Here is a 13,865-nt window from a genome sequence, read left to right as displayed (position 1 = left end):
GTGGTGATCTTACAGGGGAAAACCGCGATGAACGGCGTCAATTTCTGCACAATCACGTGTAAACTCTTGTAAATTTTATTTCCAAGATCGCCTGTTTGCGCTCACAGAGCTTGCTCCGGTGCACTGTCCTGCCTAACACCAATTCAAGAGTGGAGGAAAAGCAATGAACTATCGCGAAACCTATCAAAGCTGGCAGAATGACCCCGAGGCTTTTTGGCTGGAACAGGCCCGCGCCATCGACTGGGTTGAGCCGCCGACCCAAGCTCTTTTTGATCGGGGAGATGACCTCTTTGAATGGTATGCGGACGCAAAGGTGAACGGGTGCTATAACGCCGTGGACCGGCACGTCGAAAATGGCCGCGCAGATCAGCTTGCCATCATCTATGACAGCCCGATTACCGGGACAAAATCCAATATAACCTATGCCGAACTGCAGACCCGTGTGGCATCCTTGGCAGGCGCACTTGTTGCCCAAGGTGTGACCAAAGGCGACCGGGTGGTCATCTATATGCCGATGGTGCCAGAGGCCCTTGAGGCGATGCTTGCCTGCGCGCGCATTGGCGCGGTCCATTCAGTTGTTTTTGGTGGGTTTGCGGCCAACGAACTGGCTGTGCGGATCAACGATTGCACCCCAAAGGCCATTATCGCTGCGTCCTGCGGGTTGGAACCGGGCCGTGTGGTGCAGTACAAACCACTGCTTGATGGCGCGATTGAAATGGCCACGCACAAGGTCGATACCTGCATCATCCTGCAGCGCGACGCGCATCGTTGCGATCTGGTCGAGGGGCGCGATGTCGACTGGCATGATGCACAAAATGGCGTCGACCCCGCCCCTTGCGTCCCGGTTGAGGGCAACCACCCCGCCTATATCCTCTACACCTCCGGTACGACCGGTGCGCCCAAAGGCGTGGTGCGCGCCACGGCGGGCCATCTGGTTGCGCTGAACTGGACGATGAAGAACATCTATAACGTGGACCCCGGCGATGTCTTCTGGGCCGCATCGGATGTCGGTTGGGTCGTCGGCCACAGCTATATCTGCTACGGCCCGCTGATCCACGGCAACACCACAGTGGTGTTCGAAGGCAAGCCGGTCGGCACCCCCGATGCGGGGACCTTCTGGCGGGTCATAGAAGAACATAACGTGCGCAGCTTTTTCACTGCGCCCACGGCCATTCGCGCTGTCAAACGCGAGGATCCCAAAGGCGAATTCATCAAGAAATACGATCTGAGTGGTCTGCGCGCGCTCTATCTCGCGGGGGAACGCGCGGACCCTGACACCATCGAATGGGCTCAGAACAAGCTTGGCAAACCAGTTTATGACCATTGGTGGCAAACCGAAACCGGCTATACGATCGCTGGAAATCCAGCAGGGCTTGAGGCGCTGCCGGTCAAGATCGGATCGCCAACCGTGCCGATGCCGGGCTACGAGGTTCACATTCTGGACGAGGCCGGACATCCGCAAAAACCGGGTGAGCTTGGTGCCATAGCCATCAAACTGCCACTGCCCCCCGGCACATTGCCAACGCTCTGGAATGCCACTGATCGCTTCCGCAAATCCTATCTGACCACCTTTCCGGGCTATTATGAGACGGGCGATGCGGGGATGATGGATAAGGACGGCTATCTCTACATCATGGCGCGGACGGACGATGTGATCAACGTTGCTGGTCACAGGCTGTCTACAGGCGCGATGGAAGAAGTGTTGGCCGGGCACCCCGATGTGGCGGAATGTGCCGTGGTTGGTGTCAGTGACCAGCTAAAAGGTCAATCGCCCGTTGGTTTTGTCTGCCTGTCCAAGGGGGTGAACCGGCCTCATGCGGATATCACAGCAGAATGTGTGAAGCGCATACGAGATCAAATCGGGCCGGTGGCCGCGTTCAAACAGGCTTTGGTGGTGGACCGTCTGCCGAAAACCCGGTCTGGAAAGATCCTACGTGCGACAATGGTAAAGATTGCCGATGGCGCGGAATTCAAACTGCCTGCGACAATTGATGATCCCGCAATTCTGGATGAGATCAGGCTGGCGCTGCAAACCATCGGATATGCCAAATAAGAAAACAGGCGGCCCCGAGGGAAGGACCGCCTGCTATTCGCTACGATGACTGATGATCAGTGTTTCGCGACAAATGCGTCAACTTGCTTTTCAGCTTCTTCCTTGGCGATGCCATATTTGGCCTGAATCTTGCCGATCAACTGATCGCGGTCGCCTTCGGCTTCCATGATCTCATCGTCGGTCAGATCGCCCCATTCCTCTTTGATCTTACCGGTCATCTGCTTCCAGTTGCCTTTGATTGTGTCCCAGTTCATCACGGGTACTCCTTGTTCGTCGGTTTCCATTCAGGCGGTATGTAGGTGATACGCCCCGCCGCTCACGGGTAGAACACACCCAATGGCTGCCCGGTTCCGTCGAAACTGACCGCGAAGATGTCATAGGACACAATTCGCCGAAATTATTCAGGTGAATTGCTCACTGATCAGCCGTTCCTCAAGCCCGTGGCCGGGATCGAACAGAATACGGTGTTCCACACTTTGCTCTGAACGGATATCGACGCGCACCACGTCTCGGTGCGATTTGCCGTCGGCATCGGCCATCACCGGGCGTTTTTCAGGCTCCAGAACGTCAAACCGCACATGCGCTTTTTTTGGCAACAAGGCCCCCCGCCAGCGCCGTGGCCGAAACGCGGCCATCGCGGTCAGAGCCAGCACATCCGCCCCGATGGGCAGGATCGGCCCGTGGGCAGAATAATTGTAGGCGGTGGACCCCGCCGGGGTCGCCACCAGTGCCCCATCGCAAACCAGTTCCTGCATGCGCAGTCGTCCATCGACGGAAATCTGCAATTTCGCCGCCTGTGGCCCCGCGCGCAGCAAAGCCACTTCGTTGATCGCCAACGCCTTGGACACCGAGCCATCGACATGCGTTGCCTCCATCACCAGCGGATTTATCACCGCCTCTTCGGCGGCCGCCAACCGGTCTTGCAGATCGCTCTCGCCGTAGACATTCATCAAGAACCCGATGGTGCCCCGGTTCATGCCATAGACAGGTGCGCCCAAATGTTGCGTGTCATGCAGCGTGTGCAGCATGAAACCATCCCCGCCCAGCGCCACGATCACTTCGGCAGCGTCCAGTGGCACATCGCCATAACGCCCAATCAGCGCGGCACGGGCGGTTTGGGCAACCGGTGCGGTGCTGGCGGCAAAGGCGATCTTGAGGCTCATCGTTGCAGGCTCATGGGGCAAAGTTTCCGATTGGGCGCATTTATGCCCGAAACAATCACATTATTCCTCATGCTACCAGTATTGCCGCACATTATCTGCGAGTGGTCGGTAATCAGCCTTCCCGACAGCCTGCGTTTCCGATACGAAACGCCAGACTCACGTAGCCCAGAGGGAACCCAATCATGTCCGGCTTTTTCACTGAAACGCTTGCCACTTCCGACCCAGAGATTTTTGCCTCCATCACAGATGAGCTGGGCCGACAGCGCGATGAGATTGAGCTGATCGCATCAGAAAACATCGTTTCCGCTGCCGTGCTTGAGGCGCAAGGGTCGATCATGACCAACAAATACGCCGAAGGCTATCCGGGCCGGCGCTATTATGGCGGCTGCCAATATGTCGACGTGGCCGAGAACCTTGCGATTGAACGGGCCTGCAAGCTTTTTGACTGCGGATTTGCCAACGTGCAGCCAAACTCAGGCTCCCAAGCCAACCAGGGTGTGTTTCAGGCGCTGTTGCAGCCCGGTGATACGATCCTTGGCATGTCGCTGGACGCTGGCGGTCACCTGACCCACGGTGCCGCCCCCAACCAGTCGGGCAAATGGTTCAACGCCGTTCAGTACGGCGTACGCAAGCAAGATAACCTGCTTGATTATGATCAGGTTGAGGCGCTGGCAAAAGAACATAACCCAAAGATGATCATTGCGGGCGGCTCTGCCATCCCGCGCCAGATCGATTTCAAGCGAATGCGCGAGATCGCTGACATGGTCGGTGCTTACCTACACGTGGATATGGCACATTTCGCCGGTCTGGTGGCAGCAGGTGAACACCCCTCGCCGTTCCCATATGCGCATGTCGCGACAACGACCACGCACAAAACCCTGCGCGGGCCACGCGGCGGCATGATCCTCACCAATGACGAGGCGCTGGCCAAGAAATTCAACTCTGCCATCTTCCCCGGCATTCAGGGCGGCCCCCTGATGCATGTGATCGCAGGCAAGGCCGTCGCATTTGGTGAGGCGCTGCGCCCAGAGTTCAAAACCTACATCAAGGCTGTGATCAAGAACGCTCAGGCGCTCAGCGATCAACTGATCAAAGGCGGCCTTGATACCGTGACCCACGGCACCGACACCCATGTTGTGCTGGTTGACCTGCGCCCCAAAGGTGTCACCGGCAACATCGTGGACAAGGCATTGGGCCGTGCCCATATCACCTGCAACAAAAACGGCGTGCCCTTTGACCCGGAAAAACCAACCGTCACTTCCGGCATCCGCCTTGGGTCACCTGCGGGTACCACCCGTGGCTTTGGCGAAGCTGAATTCCGCCAGATTGCGGATTGGATCGTCGAAGTGGTTGATGGATTGGCCGCAAATGGCGCAGACGGCAACGCAGACGTCGAAGACAAGGTTAAAGGCGAAGTTGCAGCCCTGTGCAAACGTTTCCCGCTCTACCCAAACCTTTGATAGAATTGTGGGTTACACCCACCCTACCCACCTCGTAGGGTGGGTGTAACCCTCGCTCTTGAAAAGGCACCGCTATGAAAATTCACCACGCAGGGTCCCGGCCCTCTGATACCGGATCACCTGATTATTTTACCGGTTCGGTCCGCATGGACCCGTTGATCAGCGCGCCTGATCCAGCGCGGTTGCGCGGTGTGTCTGTCACGTTTGAGCCGGGTGCGCGCACCGCGTGGCACACGCATCCTCTGGGTCAGACATTGATCGTGACGGCAGGCATCGGGCGCGCACAAAAACATGGCGAACCGGTCGAGATTATTCGCCCCGGCGACGTCGTCTGGTTCGCACCGGGCGAAAAACACTGGCACGGGGCAGCGCCAGATTGCGCCATGACCCATATTGCCCTGCAAGAAGCATTGGACGACAAGGTGGTCGACTGGCTTGAGCAAGTGTCAGACGCACAATATCGCGAAAAATAGCGGACGCCCCACCGGGACGCCCGCCACCATCGATCAGTTGGGGGGTTTACTCACCCGGCACCCTACCGCTTTTCATCACTCACAAATTCTTCGAGAATTTTCTCGTTCTTTGCCTCTTCGATCTTGCGAATTCGGTCTTCGGTCGATCGACTGTCAAACCGATATTTCACCACATTGATCAGGCTCAGCGTCAGCAACATGATCCCTATGCCCCAATAGCCTTTAGTCGCAAGTGGCACATCGGTGCTGAGCCAGAGCGATACCGCCAGCAGGCCGTAGGCCACTGCGACCCCCGCAAAATTCATAAGCAAAATCAAAGCATTATCATTGCGTTCGTAGTTCATTTCATCTCTCCAGGTAGATTAAGTTTGCGCTATTATTCCGACGCGCATTCAAGTCAGGGGTGCAATTGACCCGATCATTTCCCTTTCAGCCGATCCAGCACATCCGCTGCCGTGCTGCGCCCCTTGGGGCCAAAACCAGCGTCCGACATCCGCTCACCGATGCCACGATGATCCAGCTCCCGATCGATCTGGTTCAGGATTTCGCCCTGTTCAAACGGGTCATCCTGACCCAACACCCGCGCAATCAGCATGTCGGCTTCGTCCATCGCAGAGGCCCCGCCCAAATGCCTGCTCAGGCGTTTTTGGATGCTCTGTTCACGGCGCACGGCGCGGGCTGAAACGGCCCCTTGTTTGAGGTCGATAATCCGGCGGTTGGCGGTTTCCACTGACTGGCGCAGTTGCAAAATCCGTGCCTCCAGCCGCGCCACCGTCTCCCGGCGGCGCGTCAGTTCATTCTCCATATCGGCAATGGCCTGTGCCGCCTGCGCCGCCATATCATCGCGCCCTGCTGCAATCGCGGCCTTGGCGCGCACCGTCAATTCGGTGATGCGTCCGGTGATGGCCTCCACCTGCCGCTCTTCGCTGCGTTCGCGCTGTATTAGGCTTGCCAATCCCAGTTTGGCGGCCCGCAGATTGGCGTCGGCCTCACGAATTTTCTGGTCGATCAGTTCAATCGAATAATGGTCTCTCAGTTGCTCTTCTGCCCGTGCAGAGGCCCCTGAAAAAAGTGTTCTCATTGTTGCAAGCATCTCGCTCTCCCATTAAATGAACAGTGTTCATGAAACGAGACATAGCAGTTTATGAACGGTGTTCAAGTTTTTACTGGACGATATCTGGAAACTAACTGTTTCCAATTTCCCGCAGGATTTGGCTTAGCATTGTTTCAATCTGATCCTGCGGCACCGCGGATATCCGACGCTCCAGCCCCAACAGCACGATACCATGCACCGCGGAAAACAAGGCCCGTACCATCAGGTCCAGCTCATCGCGCTTCATATCTGGAAAAAGCTGCGCAAGCGGGGCCGCAATCAGACCAAAGACCGCGCGCAATTCCAGCAGATACCATTCTGGTACGGTGCCATCGACTGACATTTCCAGATCAAAAAGCGCGCGCCATAGGAATGTATGATCTGCCGCGAAATGCAGATAGGCATGGGACATGATCACAAGCTGAGTGTTTGGGGATTGATCCGCGGCCTCTGTGACCCGCGCCGACACAAATGCCCCAAGGCACCGAAAGGTGCGGGCGTTGACCGCCATAACCAATGCGTCGAGATCATCAAAGATATTGTATATCGCGCCCAGCGCGCACCCCGCCGCCTGCGCAAGGGGCCGCGCCTTAAGCGTGGACAATCCCCCCAACTTGATCTGTGCCTCTGCGGCATCAATCAACGCCTCGCGCAACAGCGCCTTGCGTGCCTCAACCTTGCCTGCCATCACCGCCCCCGTACATTGAACCGTGTTCAGGTTTAGCGATCAACCGCGCGGCTGACAACTCACATGTGTGACAGGATGTTAATGGCGCGACCCATTGGGTCAGTCACGAAAAACCGCCGCACACCCCATTCCTCGTCGGTCAGTGGATAGCTGATGTCGTATCCCATCTCTTGTGCGCGGGCATACACCACATCCACATCATCGACCTGCACAGACAGGTCAGGCACCACGGCACCCGCGCCCCCCTGCGAGGCAATGCTCAATTGAACCGGGCCCAGATCGTCACTGCCAAGCGTCACGATCCACCCTTGATCCATCAACACCTTGAGCCCCAGCAGATCACCATAGAACGCGGCCATCCCCTGCACATCCGCGCTTGCAAGGTTGGCCACAATTCGGACAACACTCATGGCATCCACCCCTCAGACATATCCGCGCCACCACAACCACATGACAAAGGCAGCAATGATCAGCAACAGGTTAAATGCAATGACGCCAGCCATGCCAAGGATACGCCCCTTGCGCGCGTCGGCCACATCAATTGCGCGCAGATGCGCCGCCATCCTGTCATAGGCATCCCGGACTGCCGCACTGTCCAACTGGCGCGTCAGTTTTGGATGGCCTGCACGTTTCTCTGCCTCTGCCAGAACGGCACCCTGCGCCCGCACCCCATGCGGCAACCGTCGCCCGGCGCGCCGCAACGCCTGTGACAAATCGCGGCTTTTGACGCCCAGCTTGGCCTCTAACTGCTGCCGGATGGCAAGCGATTTGGCTGCAATGTCCTTGTGTTCCATCTTACCCCGCATCCTAATCGCACTGGCACATCCGCTGCAATGCCACTACGTCTATGGCCATGTTAAGCTATACTGAATTCGGCGACTACACGCCCACCGATACCACCCCGGCCCTGATCATCGTTCACGGGCTTTACGGGTCCGGACGCAACTGGGGTGTGATCGCCAAGCGTCTGTCAGACAGCCGCCCGGTGATCACCGTGGACATGCGCAACCATGGGCAAAGCCCACGTGAACCCACCCACAGCTACCCTGATCTGGCTGACGATCTGGCCCAGGTCATCAACCACTTGAATGTGCCCGTGGATGTCTGTGGCCATTCGATGGGGGGCAAGGCGGCGATGGTGCTTGCTTTGCAAAACCCGACCTTGCTGCGCCGCCTGATCGTGGCAGACATCGCGCCGGTGGCTTATGGCCATACGCAACAGATGTTCATTGACGCCATGCGTGCCGTCGATCTGACCACCTTGAGCCGCCGTTCGGACGCCGAAAGCCAACTGGCCGAGGCAGGTGTAGAACGCGCATTGCAAAGCTTTTTCACCCAATCGCTGGATGTCCCAAACAAGCGCTGGCGACTCAATCTCGATGTGCTTGAGGCAGAGATGCCCAAAATCATTGGCTGGCCAGACGTGGCCGGGCAGTTTGACGGCCCGACGCTCTTTTTGTCCGGCGGAGCCTCCGATTACGTCGGCCCCCAACACCGCGATCACATCAAATCTCTGTTCCCGGCCGCGCGCTTTGCAAAATTGCCCGGCGCGGGACATTGGCTTCACGCCGAAAAGCCGCGCGAGTTCGAGGCGGCATTGCGGATCTTCCTCGACGCCTGAAACTGCGCTTTTTGGCTTGAAAAATATCTGGGGATTGGGGCAACCTCCCAATCCACCCTTGCACCCTACGCCGCCTTGCCTATAAGGCAGGACAATTTGCACGCACAGGGGGCCGCCATGCCAAAAAGAACCGACATCCAGTCGATCATGATCATTGGCGCGGGTCCTATTGTCATCGGACAAGCCTGCGAATTTGACTACTCCGGCGCACAGGCCTGTAAGGCCCTCAAGGAGGAAGGTTACCGGGTCATTCTCGTCAACTCGAACCCGGCCACGATCATGACCGATCCCGGTCTTGCCGATGCGACTTACATCGAACCGATCACCCCTGAAATTGTCGCGAAGATCATCGAAAAAGAACGCCCCGACGCCCTGTTGCCGACCATGGGCGGTCAGACCGGCCTCAACACCTCGCTGGCGCTTGAGGAAATGGGCGTGTTGGCCAAATACGGCGTCGAGATGATTGGGGCGAAACGCGAAGCCATTGAAATGGCAGAGGATCGCAAATTGTTCCGCGAGGCGATGGACAGGCTGGGCATTGAAAACCCCAAGGCCACTATCGTCACCGCCCCGAAGAATGCGGCTGGCAAAAAGGACCTTGCTGCAGGCGTTGCTCTGGCCGTTGATGCGCTGGAATATGTCGGCCTGCCCGCAATCATCCGTCCCGCCTTTACCATGGGCGGCACCGGCGGCGGCGTGGCATATAACCGCGAAGATTACGAGTTTTTCTGCCGCTCCGGCATGGATGCCTCACCGATGGGCCAGATCCTGATCGATGAATCTCTGCTGGGCTGGAAAGAGTTCGAGATGGAGGTGGTGCGCGACACTGCTGACAATGCCATCATCGTGTGTTCCATCGAAAACGTGGACCCGATGGGCGTGCACACAGGTGATTCCATCACTGTGGCCCCGGCCCTGACGCTGACAGACAAAGAATACCAGATCATGCGCAATCACTCGATTGCCGTGTTGCGTGAGATTGGCGTCGAAACGGGCGGCTCGAACGTGCAGTGGGCCGTGAACCCGGCTGACGGCCGCATGGTTGTGATCGAAATGAACCCGCGCGTCTCGCGGTCTTCCGCGCTGGCCTCCAAGGCGACGGGTTTCCCGATTGCCAAGATTGCCGCAAAGCTGGCTGTGGGCTTCACGCTGGACGAATTGGACAATGACATTACCGGCGTCACACCCGCCAGTTTTGAACCAACGATCGACTATGTCGTCACCAAAATCCCGAAATTCGCGTTTGAGAAATTCCCCGGTTCCGAGCCAAACCTGACCACCGCGATGAAATCCGTGGGCGAGGCGATGTCAATCGGCCGCACCATCCACGAGAGCATGCAAAAAGCGCTGGCGTCGATGGAATCCGGCCTGACCGGATTTGACGAGATTGACATTCCCGGTGCGCCTGAAAAGGCCGCACTTGTCAAAGCAATCAGCAAGCAGACACCGGACCGCTTGCTGACCATAGCACAGGCCATGCGGCACGGTATGTCTGACGATGACATTCACGGCGTGACCATGTTCGATCCCTGGTTTCTTGCGCGCATCCGCGAGATTATTGAGGCCGAGGCCGAGGTCCGCCGGAACGGGCTGCCCGTGACAGAACAAGGGCTGCGTCATCTCAAGATGATGGGCTTTACCGATGCCCGTCTGGCCACTCTGACGGGACGTGACGAAGACAACGTGCGGCGCGCGCGCCTGAACCTTGGCGTCGTCGCCTGTTTCAAACGCATCGACACCTGCGCCGCCGAATTTGAGGCGCAGACGCCTTATATGTACTCCACCTATGAGGCCCCGATGATGGGCGACGTGGAATGCGAGGCGCGCCCCTCTGATCGCAAAAAAGTCGTGATCCTTGGCGGTGGCCCCAACCGGATCGGCCAAGGGATCGAGTTTGATTACTGCTGCTGTCACGCCTGCTACGCCCTGACCGACGCGGGCTATGAGACCATCATGGTCAACTGCAACCCCGAGACTGTCTCGACCGATTATGACACCTCGGACCGCTTGTATTTCGAGCCTCTGACCTTTGAACACGTGATGGAGATCATGCGCGTCGAGCAGGAAAACGGCACGCTGCACGGTGTCATCGTCCAGTTTGGCGGCCAAACACCGCTGAAGCTTGCCAATGCACTCCAAGAGGCAGGCATCCCGATCCTTGGCACCACGCCCGACGCGATCGATTTGGCCGAAGACCGCGAACGCTTTGCAGATCTGGTGCAAAAACTCGGTTTGAAACAGCCCCACAACGGCATCGCGCACAGCGACGCAGAGGCGTTGGAGATTGCCTCCGACATCGGCTTCCCGCTGGTGATCCGCCCGTCCTACGTTCTGGGCGGCCGCGCCATGGAGATTGTGCGCGATCAGGCTTCGCTGGAACGCTACATCACCTCAGCAGTGGTGGTGTCGGGGGACAGCCCTGTCTTGCTCGACAGCTACCTCTCTGGCGCAGTGGAACTGGATGTGGACGCGCTTTGTGACGGTACGGATGTGCATGTCGCGGGCATCATGCAGCACATCGAAGAGGCGGGCGTGCATTCGGGTGACAGTGCCTGTTCGCTACCGCCCTATTCACTGGCACCCGAGATTATTGCCGAGGTCGAAAAACAGACCCGTGCGCTGGCGCTGGCGTTGAATGTCGTTGGCCTGATGAACATCCAATTCGCGGTCAAAGACGGCGAAATCTATCTGATTGAGGTCAACCCGCGCGCCTCGCGTACCGTGCCGTTTGTCGCCAAAGCCACGGACTCTGCCATTGCGTCCATCGCCGCGCGCATCATGGCAGGCGAGCCGCTCAGCAACTTCCCGTTGCGCGCACCCTACCCAGCGCAGGCCGCCTATTCTGACGTGCTGCCTCTGGGCGATCCGATGACGCTCGCCAATCCCAATATGCCGTGGTTTTCGGTCAAAGAGGCGGTGCTGCCCTTTGCCCGCTTCCCCGGTGTGGATACTTTGCTTGGCCCTGAAATGCGCTCGACCGGTGAGGTCATGGGCTGGGACCGTGATTTCCCCCGCGCCTTCCTCAAGGCACAGATTGGTGCCGGCAACCCGCTGCCGCGTCAGGGCTGTGCGTTCATCTCGATCAAGGACATGGACAAGACCGACGACATGCTGGGTGCGGCCGAGATTCTGCTCGAACAGAATTTCACCCTCGTCGCCACCCGCGGCACCGCCGAATGGCTCAACGCCCATGGCCACACCTGCAGCGTGGTCAACAAAGTCTACGAAGGCCGTCCCGATGTGACCGACATGATGAAGGACGAGGCGATCCATCTGGTAATGAACACCACCGAAGGCAGCCAGGCCGTCGAGGACAGCAAGTCCATCCGCAGCATCGCCTTGTTCGATAAGATCCCGTATTTCACGACCGCCGCCGGAAGCTATGCAGCAGCGCTGGCAATCAAGGCGCAGGCCGAGGATGAAATTGGGGTGAAGGCATTGCAGGGGTAAATGGATTTATTCCTCACCCGCAGGACGATTTCGCCCGATGATGGGCGAAGCCTCTCTCTTTCGACCTGTCCCGGCTGATATTTCCTTTGTTCCGGTGTCGGCATTGAGCCCTAAGTGACCGTTGCTGCCGCGCAGCTAGATGATCCTCTGTTCAAGTTCCGCCGGGTCATCAACATCGACGTGCCAGAATGCGTCTGCGCCATCCGGCATCTCTTTTAGCACGCGCTCGAAGTCTCTCTTGTTAGTGCAGCGCCGTATCGCCCATGCAGTCCCTTCAATCGCATTATCCGGCGTCAAGTTGTGGTTCCTGCGAACCTGCTTCACTTCGGCAACCAGTTCGGACCGCTCGGGGAAAGGAACAGGACGTTCCGTAACAACCCAGCCATTAACGAAAATGGCACGAAGCACACTTGGAAGAACCGCCGCGAAGTCCAATCCCTGTTGAGCGGTCAAGCGGCGGCGAAACACCTGAAACACTGCATCAACGGCAGTATAGGCCATGTTGTCCGACTCAAGACACATGCGCTCTTTCGCATCGTCCAAAAACGCCTGCCACTCTTTGGAGGCGTGTCTGTAAGTCCACGGCATTGGCATGTGCGGTTTCGGCCCTGAGTAATTCCTTTACCAAGGAACCTACAAACATTGGCCTTATACTGTCGATAAGTGAAGGGCAAATTCGTCCCTCACAGCAGCCATCCGCGCGGCTGTCGCCAAATGGGTCATCCGGTGCGCGCACCGGCCGTTCAAAGGTCTGCCGCATCCATCATTTGGTGCCAAGACTGCACTCTTGCCCCCAAGAGTCTGCGTTGCTCTCCGGTTTTTCGGTGATGCTGACCCTTGAAACGGCAGCCCCATCAAAAACCGGTATCCCAGCTTCTACCGAATAACATGGACCGAACATTTGGCATGGCGCACCACTCTGGCGGCGGTTGACCCGATAAAGAAGTCTTCCAGACCCGGCTTGTGCGATGCCACGATGATGCAGTCAGTACCATGGGCGTCGGCGTAGTCGACGATGGCCCGTCCGGCATGACCATGTAGCATTTTGGTCTCTGCGCCCGGCAAGGCCTTGGCCGATTGGGTCAGCAAATCTGAAACTTCGTCGCGTCTGCTGGCCAGCACATCATCTGGGATCTGGGCTGTCGCATAGGCTGGAATGGTTTCCATCACATGCACAACAGTGAATTTTGCACCCTCGTCTGCCAGCGCCTGCGCCAAGAGGTAGGATGATTTGGGATCGTGATCTTCATCAAGAACCACCGGAACAAGAATATTCTTATACATGCACTGTCTCCAAATAGATCGGCTGCGTTGTTATTGATCAGTATTGCACGCGGCACCGCATCTCGCCTTTGACATATGTCAAAGAGATCTCGCCTCACTGACCACGTAAATGACCGGTTCAAAAAACCCGCTCCCATTAGGTGCTCCCGGTCCTGCGGCCCCCCATCCGGCGAACTCCTGCTCATCATGTGGTCCGCGCGCGGACCGATATGCTATGCTTTGGCTATTATTTCAGAAAGGAACCATTGCCATGCGCTTTCTCATTCCCGCTGCCCTGCTTGCCCTCACTGCCTGCACCCCGGAGCCTGCGCCCGTCACCGGCTCTCTGCCATTCTTTGGTGATGGATACCGTTTCAAGGGCGACGCCTGCCGCCGCCTTGGGGAATCCCCGGAGACGGCCGAGTATCTTGACCACACCGCCGATCTGGTCGGCTGTCCCGAAGGCCTCGAGAACCTCGGCGTATTCGTAACCGACTCAGGCGCTCAGGAAGTTGCGCGGCAGGACGGTTATATCCTCTATTCGGTGCCGCGCGGGTAAGCGGCACACGCACAAACGCAATTCAGACATGATACAGACGTG

The 13,865-nt window shown here is 57.8% G+C and carries 15 protein-coding genes; 6 read left to right on the top strand and 9 right to left on the bottom strand.

Annotated features, from left to right (window positions below; genetic code table 11):
- Window positions 1-163: 163 nt before the first annotated feature.
- Window positions 164-2,053 carry a propionyl-CoA synthetase gene (locus tag ACEWL3_RS03625; protein ID WP_386177654.1) on the top strand — a complete coding sequence of 630 codons (1,890 nt, stop codon included), beginning with the start codon at window positions 164-166 and terminating at the stop codon, window positions 2,051-2,053.
- A gap of 56 nt (window positions 2,054-2,109) precedes the next feature.
- Here the strand turns inward: ACEWL3_RS03625 and ACEWL3_RS03620 are convergent, their stop codons facing one another.
- Together ACEWL3_RS03620 and ACEWL3_RS03615 are read right to left on the bottom strand one after the other, a co-directional pair.
- Entirely contained in the window at window positions 2,110-2,307 is a 198-nt protein-coding gene (locus tag ACEWL3_RS03620; protein ID WP_386177653.1) for a CsbD family protein, read from the bottom strand.
- 147 nt (window positions 2,308-2,454) lie between these two features.
- Window positions 2,455-3,216 carry an NAD kinase gene (locus tag ACEWL3_RS03615; RefSeq protein WP_114877346.1) on the bottom strand — a complete coding sequence of 254 codons (762 nt, stop codon included), beginning with the start codon at window positions 3,214-3,216 and terminating at the stop codon, window positions 2,455-2,457.
- A gap of 182 nt (window positions 3,217-3,398) precedes the next feature.
- Between ACEWL3_RS03615 and glyA the strand changes: the two genes are divergently transcribed.
- Together glyA and ACEWL3_RS03605 are read left to right on the top strand one after the other, a co-directional pair.
- Window positions 3,399-4,676: a serine hydroxymethyltransferase gene (glyA, locus tag ACEWL3_RS03610; protein WP_386177652.1), complete on the top strand. Its 1,278-nt coding sequence runs from the start codon at window positions 3,399-3,401 to the stop codon at window positions 4,674-4,676.
- 74 nt (window positions 4,677-4,750) lie between these two features.
- Window positions 4,751-5,149, top strand: a complete 399-nt coding sequence (locus ACEWL3_RS03605) for a (R)-mandelonitrile lyase (protein WP_386177651.1) — start codon at window positions 4,751-4,753, stop codon at window positions 5,147-5,149.
- A gap of 62 nt (window positions 5,150-5,211) precedes the next feature.
- Here ACEWL3_RS03605 and ACEWL3_RS03600 read toward each other — a convergent pair whose 3' ends face one another.
- The 5 genes from ACEWL3_RS03600 to ACEWL3_RS03580 all read right to left on the bottom strand — a co-directional run bounded on the left by ACEWL3_RS03600 (window position 5,212) and on the right by ACEWL3_RS03580 (window position 7,724).
- Entirely contained in the window at window positions 5,212-5,493 is a 282-nt protein-coding gene (locus tag ACEWL3_RS03600) for a hypothetical protein (RefSeq protein WP_386177650.1), read from the bottom strand.
- Between the two features lie 74 nt (window positions 5,494-5,567).
- Window positions 5,568-6,230, bottom strand: a complete 663-nt coding sequence (locus ACEWL3_RS03595) for a PspA/IM30 family protein (RefSeq protein WP_386177649.1) — start codon at window positions 6,228-6,230, stop codon at window positions 5,568-5,570.
- A 103-nt stretch (window positions 6,231-6,333) separates the two neighbouring features.
- Window positions 6,334-6,930 carry a TetR/AcrR family transcriptional regulator gene (locus ACEWL3_RS03590; RefSeq protein ID WP_386177648.1) on the bottom strand — a complete coding sequence of 199 codons (597 nt, stop codon included), beginning with the start codon at window positions 6,928-6,930 and terminating at the stop codon, window positions 6,334-6,336.
- 59 nt (window positions 6,931-6,989) lie between these two features.
- Window positions 6,990-7,340: a VOC family protein gene (locus ACEWL3_RS03585; RefSeq protein ID WP_386177647.1), complete on the bottom strand. Its 351-nt coding sequence runs from the start codon at window positions 7,338-7,340 to the stop codon at window positions 6,990-6,992.
- 12 nt (window positions 7,341-7,352) lie between these two features.
- On the bottom strand, window positions 7,353-7,724 hold the full coding sequence (locus ACEWL3_RS03580; RefSeq protein WP_386177646.1) for a hypothetical protein: 372 nt from the start codon (window positions 7,722-7,724) through the stop codon (window positions 7,353-7,355).
- A 59-nt stretch (window positions 7,725-7,783) separates the two neighbouring features.
- Between ACEWL3_RS03580 and ACEWL3_RS03575 the strand changes: the two genes are divergently transcribed.
- Window positions 7,784-8,551: an alpha/beta fold hydrolase gene (locus tag ACEWL3_RS03575; RefSeq protein ID WP_386177924.1), complete on the top strand. Its 768-nt coding sequence runs from the start codon at window positions 7,784-7,786 to the stop codon at window positions 8,549-8,551.
- Between the two features lie 117 nt (window positions 8,552-8,668).
- Window positions 8,669-12,001, top strand: coding sequence for a carbamoyl-phosphate synthase large subunit (carB, locus tag ACEWL3_RS03570; RefSeq protein WP_386177645.1), 3,333 nt, complete (start codon window positions 8,669-8,671; stop codon window positions 11,999-12,001).
- Window positions 12,002-12,136: 135 nt separating this feature from the next.
- On the opposite strand, the gene ACEWL3_RS03565 is transcribed toward carB, so the two are convergent.
- Window positions 12,137-12,589 carry a DUF2267 domain-containing protein gene (locus ACEWL3_RS03565; RefSeq protein WP_435000526.1) on the bottom strand — a complete coding sequence of 151 codons (453 nt, stop codon included), beginning with the start codon at window positions 12,587-12,589 and terminating at the stop codon, window positions 12,137-12,139.
- A 288-nt stretch (window positions 12,590-12,877) separates the two neighbouring features.
- Entirely contained in the window at window positions 12,878-13,285 is a 408-nt protein-coding gene (locus ACEWL3_RS03560; protein ID WP_386177643.1) for a universal stress protein, read from the bottom strand.
- A 250-nt stretch (window positions 13,286-13,535) separates the two neighbouring features.
- On the opposite strand from ACEWL3_RS03560, the gene ACEWL3_RS03555 reads away from it, so the two are divergent.
- Window positions 13,536-13,823 carry a hypothetical protein gene (locus ACEWL3_RS03555; protein WP_435000498.1) on the top strand — a complete coding sequence of 96 codons (288 nt, stop codon included), beginning with the start codon at window positions 13,536-13,538 and terminating at the stop codon, window positions 13,821-13,823.
- Window positions 13,824-13,865 lie beyond the last annotated feature (42 nt).

Origin of the sequence: Sulfitobacter sediminivivens, assembly GCF_042611115.2 — a bacterium.
In the GTDB taxonomy this organism is placed as follows: Bacteria; Pseudomonadota; Alphaproteobacteria; order Rhodobacterales; family Rhodobacteraceae; genus Sulfitobacter; species Sulfitobacter sediminivivens.
Note: the sequence above shows the minus strand (reverse complement) of the source record. Positions and strands in the feature narration are given on the sequence as shown.

What these genes read in the sequence shown, in the direction of transcription:
- ACEWL3_RS03625 (WP_386177654.1), top strand. Translation starts at nt 164, where the DNA reads ATGAACTATCGCGAAACCTATCAAAGCTGGCAGAATGACCCCGAGGCT.
- ACEWL3_RS03615 (WP_114877346.1), bottom strand. Translation starts at nt 3,216, where the DNA reads ATGAGCCTCAAGATCGCCTTTGCCGCCAGCACCGCACCGGTTGCCCAA.
- ACEWL3_RS03585 (WP_386177647.1), bottom strand. Translation starts at nt 7,340, where the DNA reads ATGAGTGTTGTCCGAATTGTGGCCAACCTTGCAAGCGCGGATGTGCAG.
- glyA (WP_386177652.1), top strand. Translation starts at nt 3,399, where the DNA reads ATGTCCGGCTTTTTCACTGAAACGCTTGCCACTTCCGACCCAGAGATT.
- ACEWL3_RS03605 (WP_386177651.1), top strand. Translation starts at nt 4,751, where the DNA reads ATGAAAATTCACCACGCAGGGTCCCGGCCCTCTGATACCGGATCACCT.
- ACEWL3_RS03620 (WP_386177653.1), bottom strand. Translation starts at nt 2,307, where the DNA reads ATGAACTGGGACACAATCAAAGGCAACTGGAAGCAGATGACCGGTAAG.
- ACEWL3_RS03590 (WP_386177648.1), bottom strand. Translation starts at nt 6,930, where the DNA reads ATGGCAGGCAAGGTTGAGGCACGCAAGGCGCTGTTGCGCGAGGCGTTG.
- ACEWL3_RS03595 (WP_386177649.1), bottom strand. Translation starts at nt 6,230, where the DNA reads ATGAGAACACTTTTTTCAGGGGCCTCTGCACGGGCAGAAGAGCAACTG.
- ACEWL3_RS03560 (WP_386177643.1), bottom strand. Translation starts at nt 13,285, where the DNA reads ATGTATAAGAATATTCTTGTTCCGGTGGTTCTTGATGAAGATCACGAT.
- ACEWL3_RS03565 (WP_435000526.1), bottom strand. Translation starts at nt 12,589, where the DNA reads ATGCCGTGGACTTACAGACACGCCTCCAAAGAGTGGCAGGCGTTTTTG.
- ACEWL3_RS03600 (WP_386177650.1), bottom strand. Translation starts at nt 5,493, where the DNA reads ATGAACTACGAACGCAATGATAATGCTTTGATTTTGCTTATGAATTTT.
- ACEWL3_RS03555 (WP_435000498.1), top strand. Translation starts at nt 13,536, where the DNA reads ATGCGCTTTCTCATTCCCGCTGCCCTGCTTGCCCTCACTGCCTGCACC.
- ACEWL3_RS03580 (WP_386177646.1), bottom strand. Translation starts at nt 7,724, where the DNA reads ATGGAACACAAGGACATTGCAGCCAAATCGCTTGCCATCCGGCAGCAG.
- ACEWL3_RS03575 (WP_386177924.1), top strand. Translation starts at nt 7,784, where the DNA reads ATGTTAAGCTATACTGAATTCGGCGACTACACGCCCACCGATACCACC.
- carB (WP_386177645.1), top strand. Translation starts at nt 8,669, where the DNA reads ATGCCAAAAAGAACCGACATCCAGTCGATCATGATCATTGGCGCGGGT.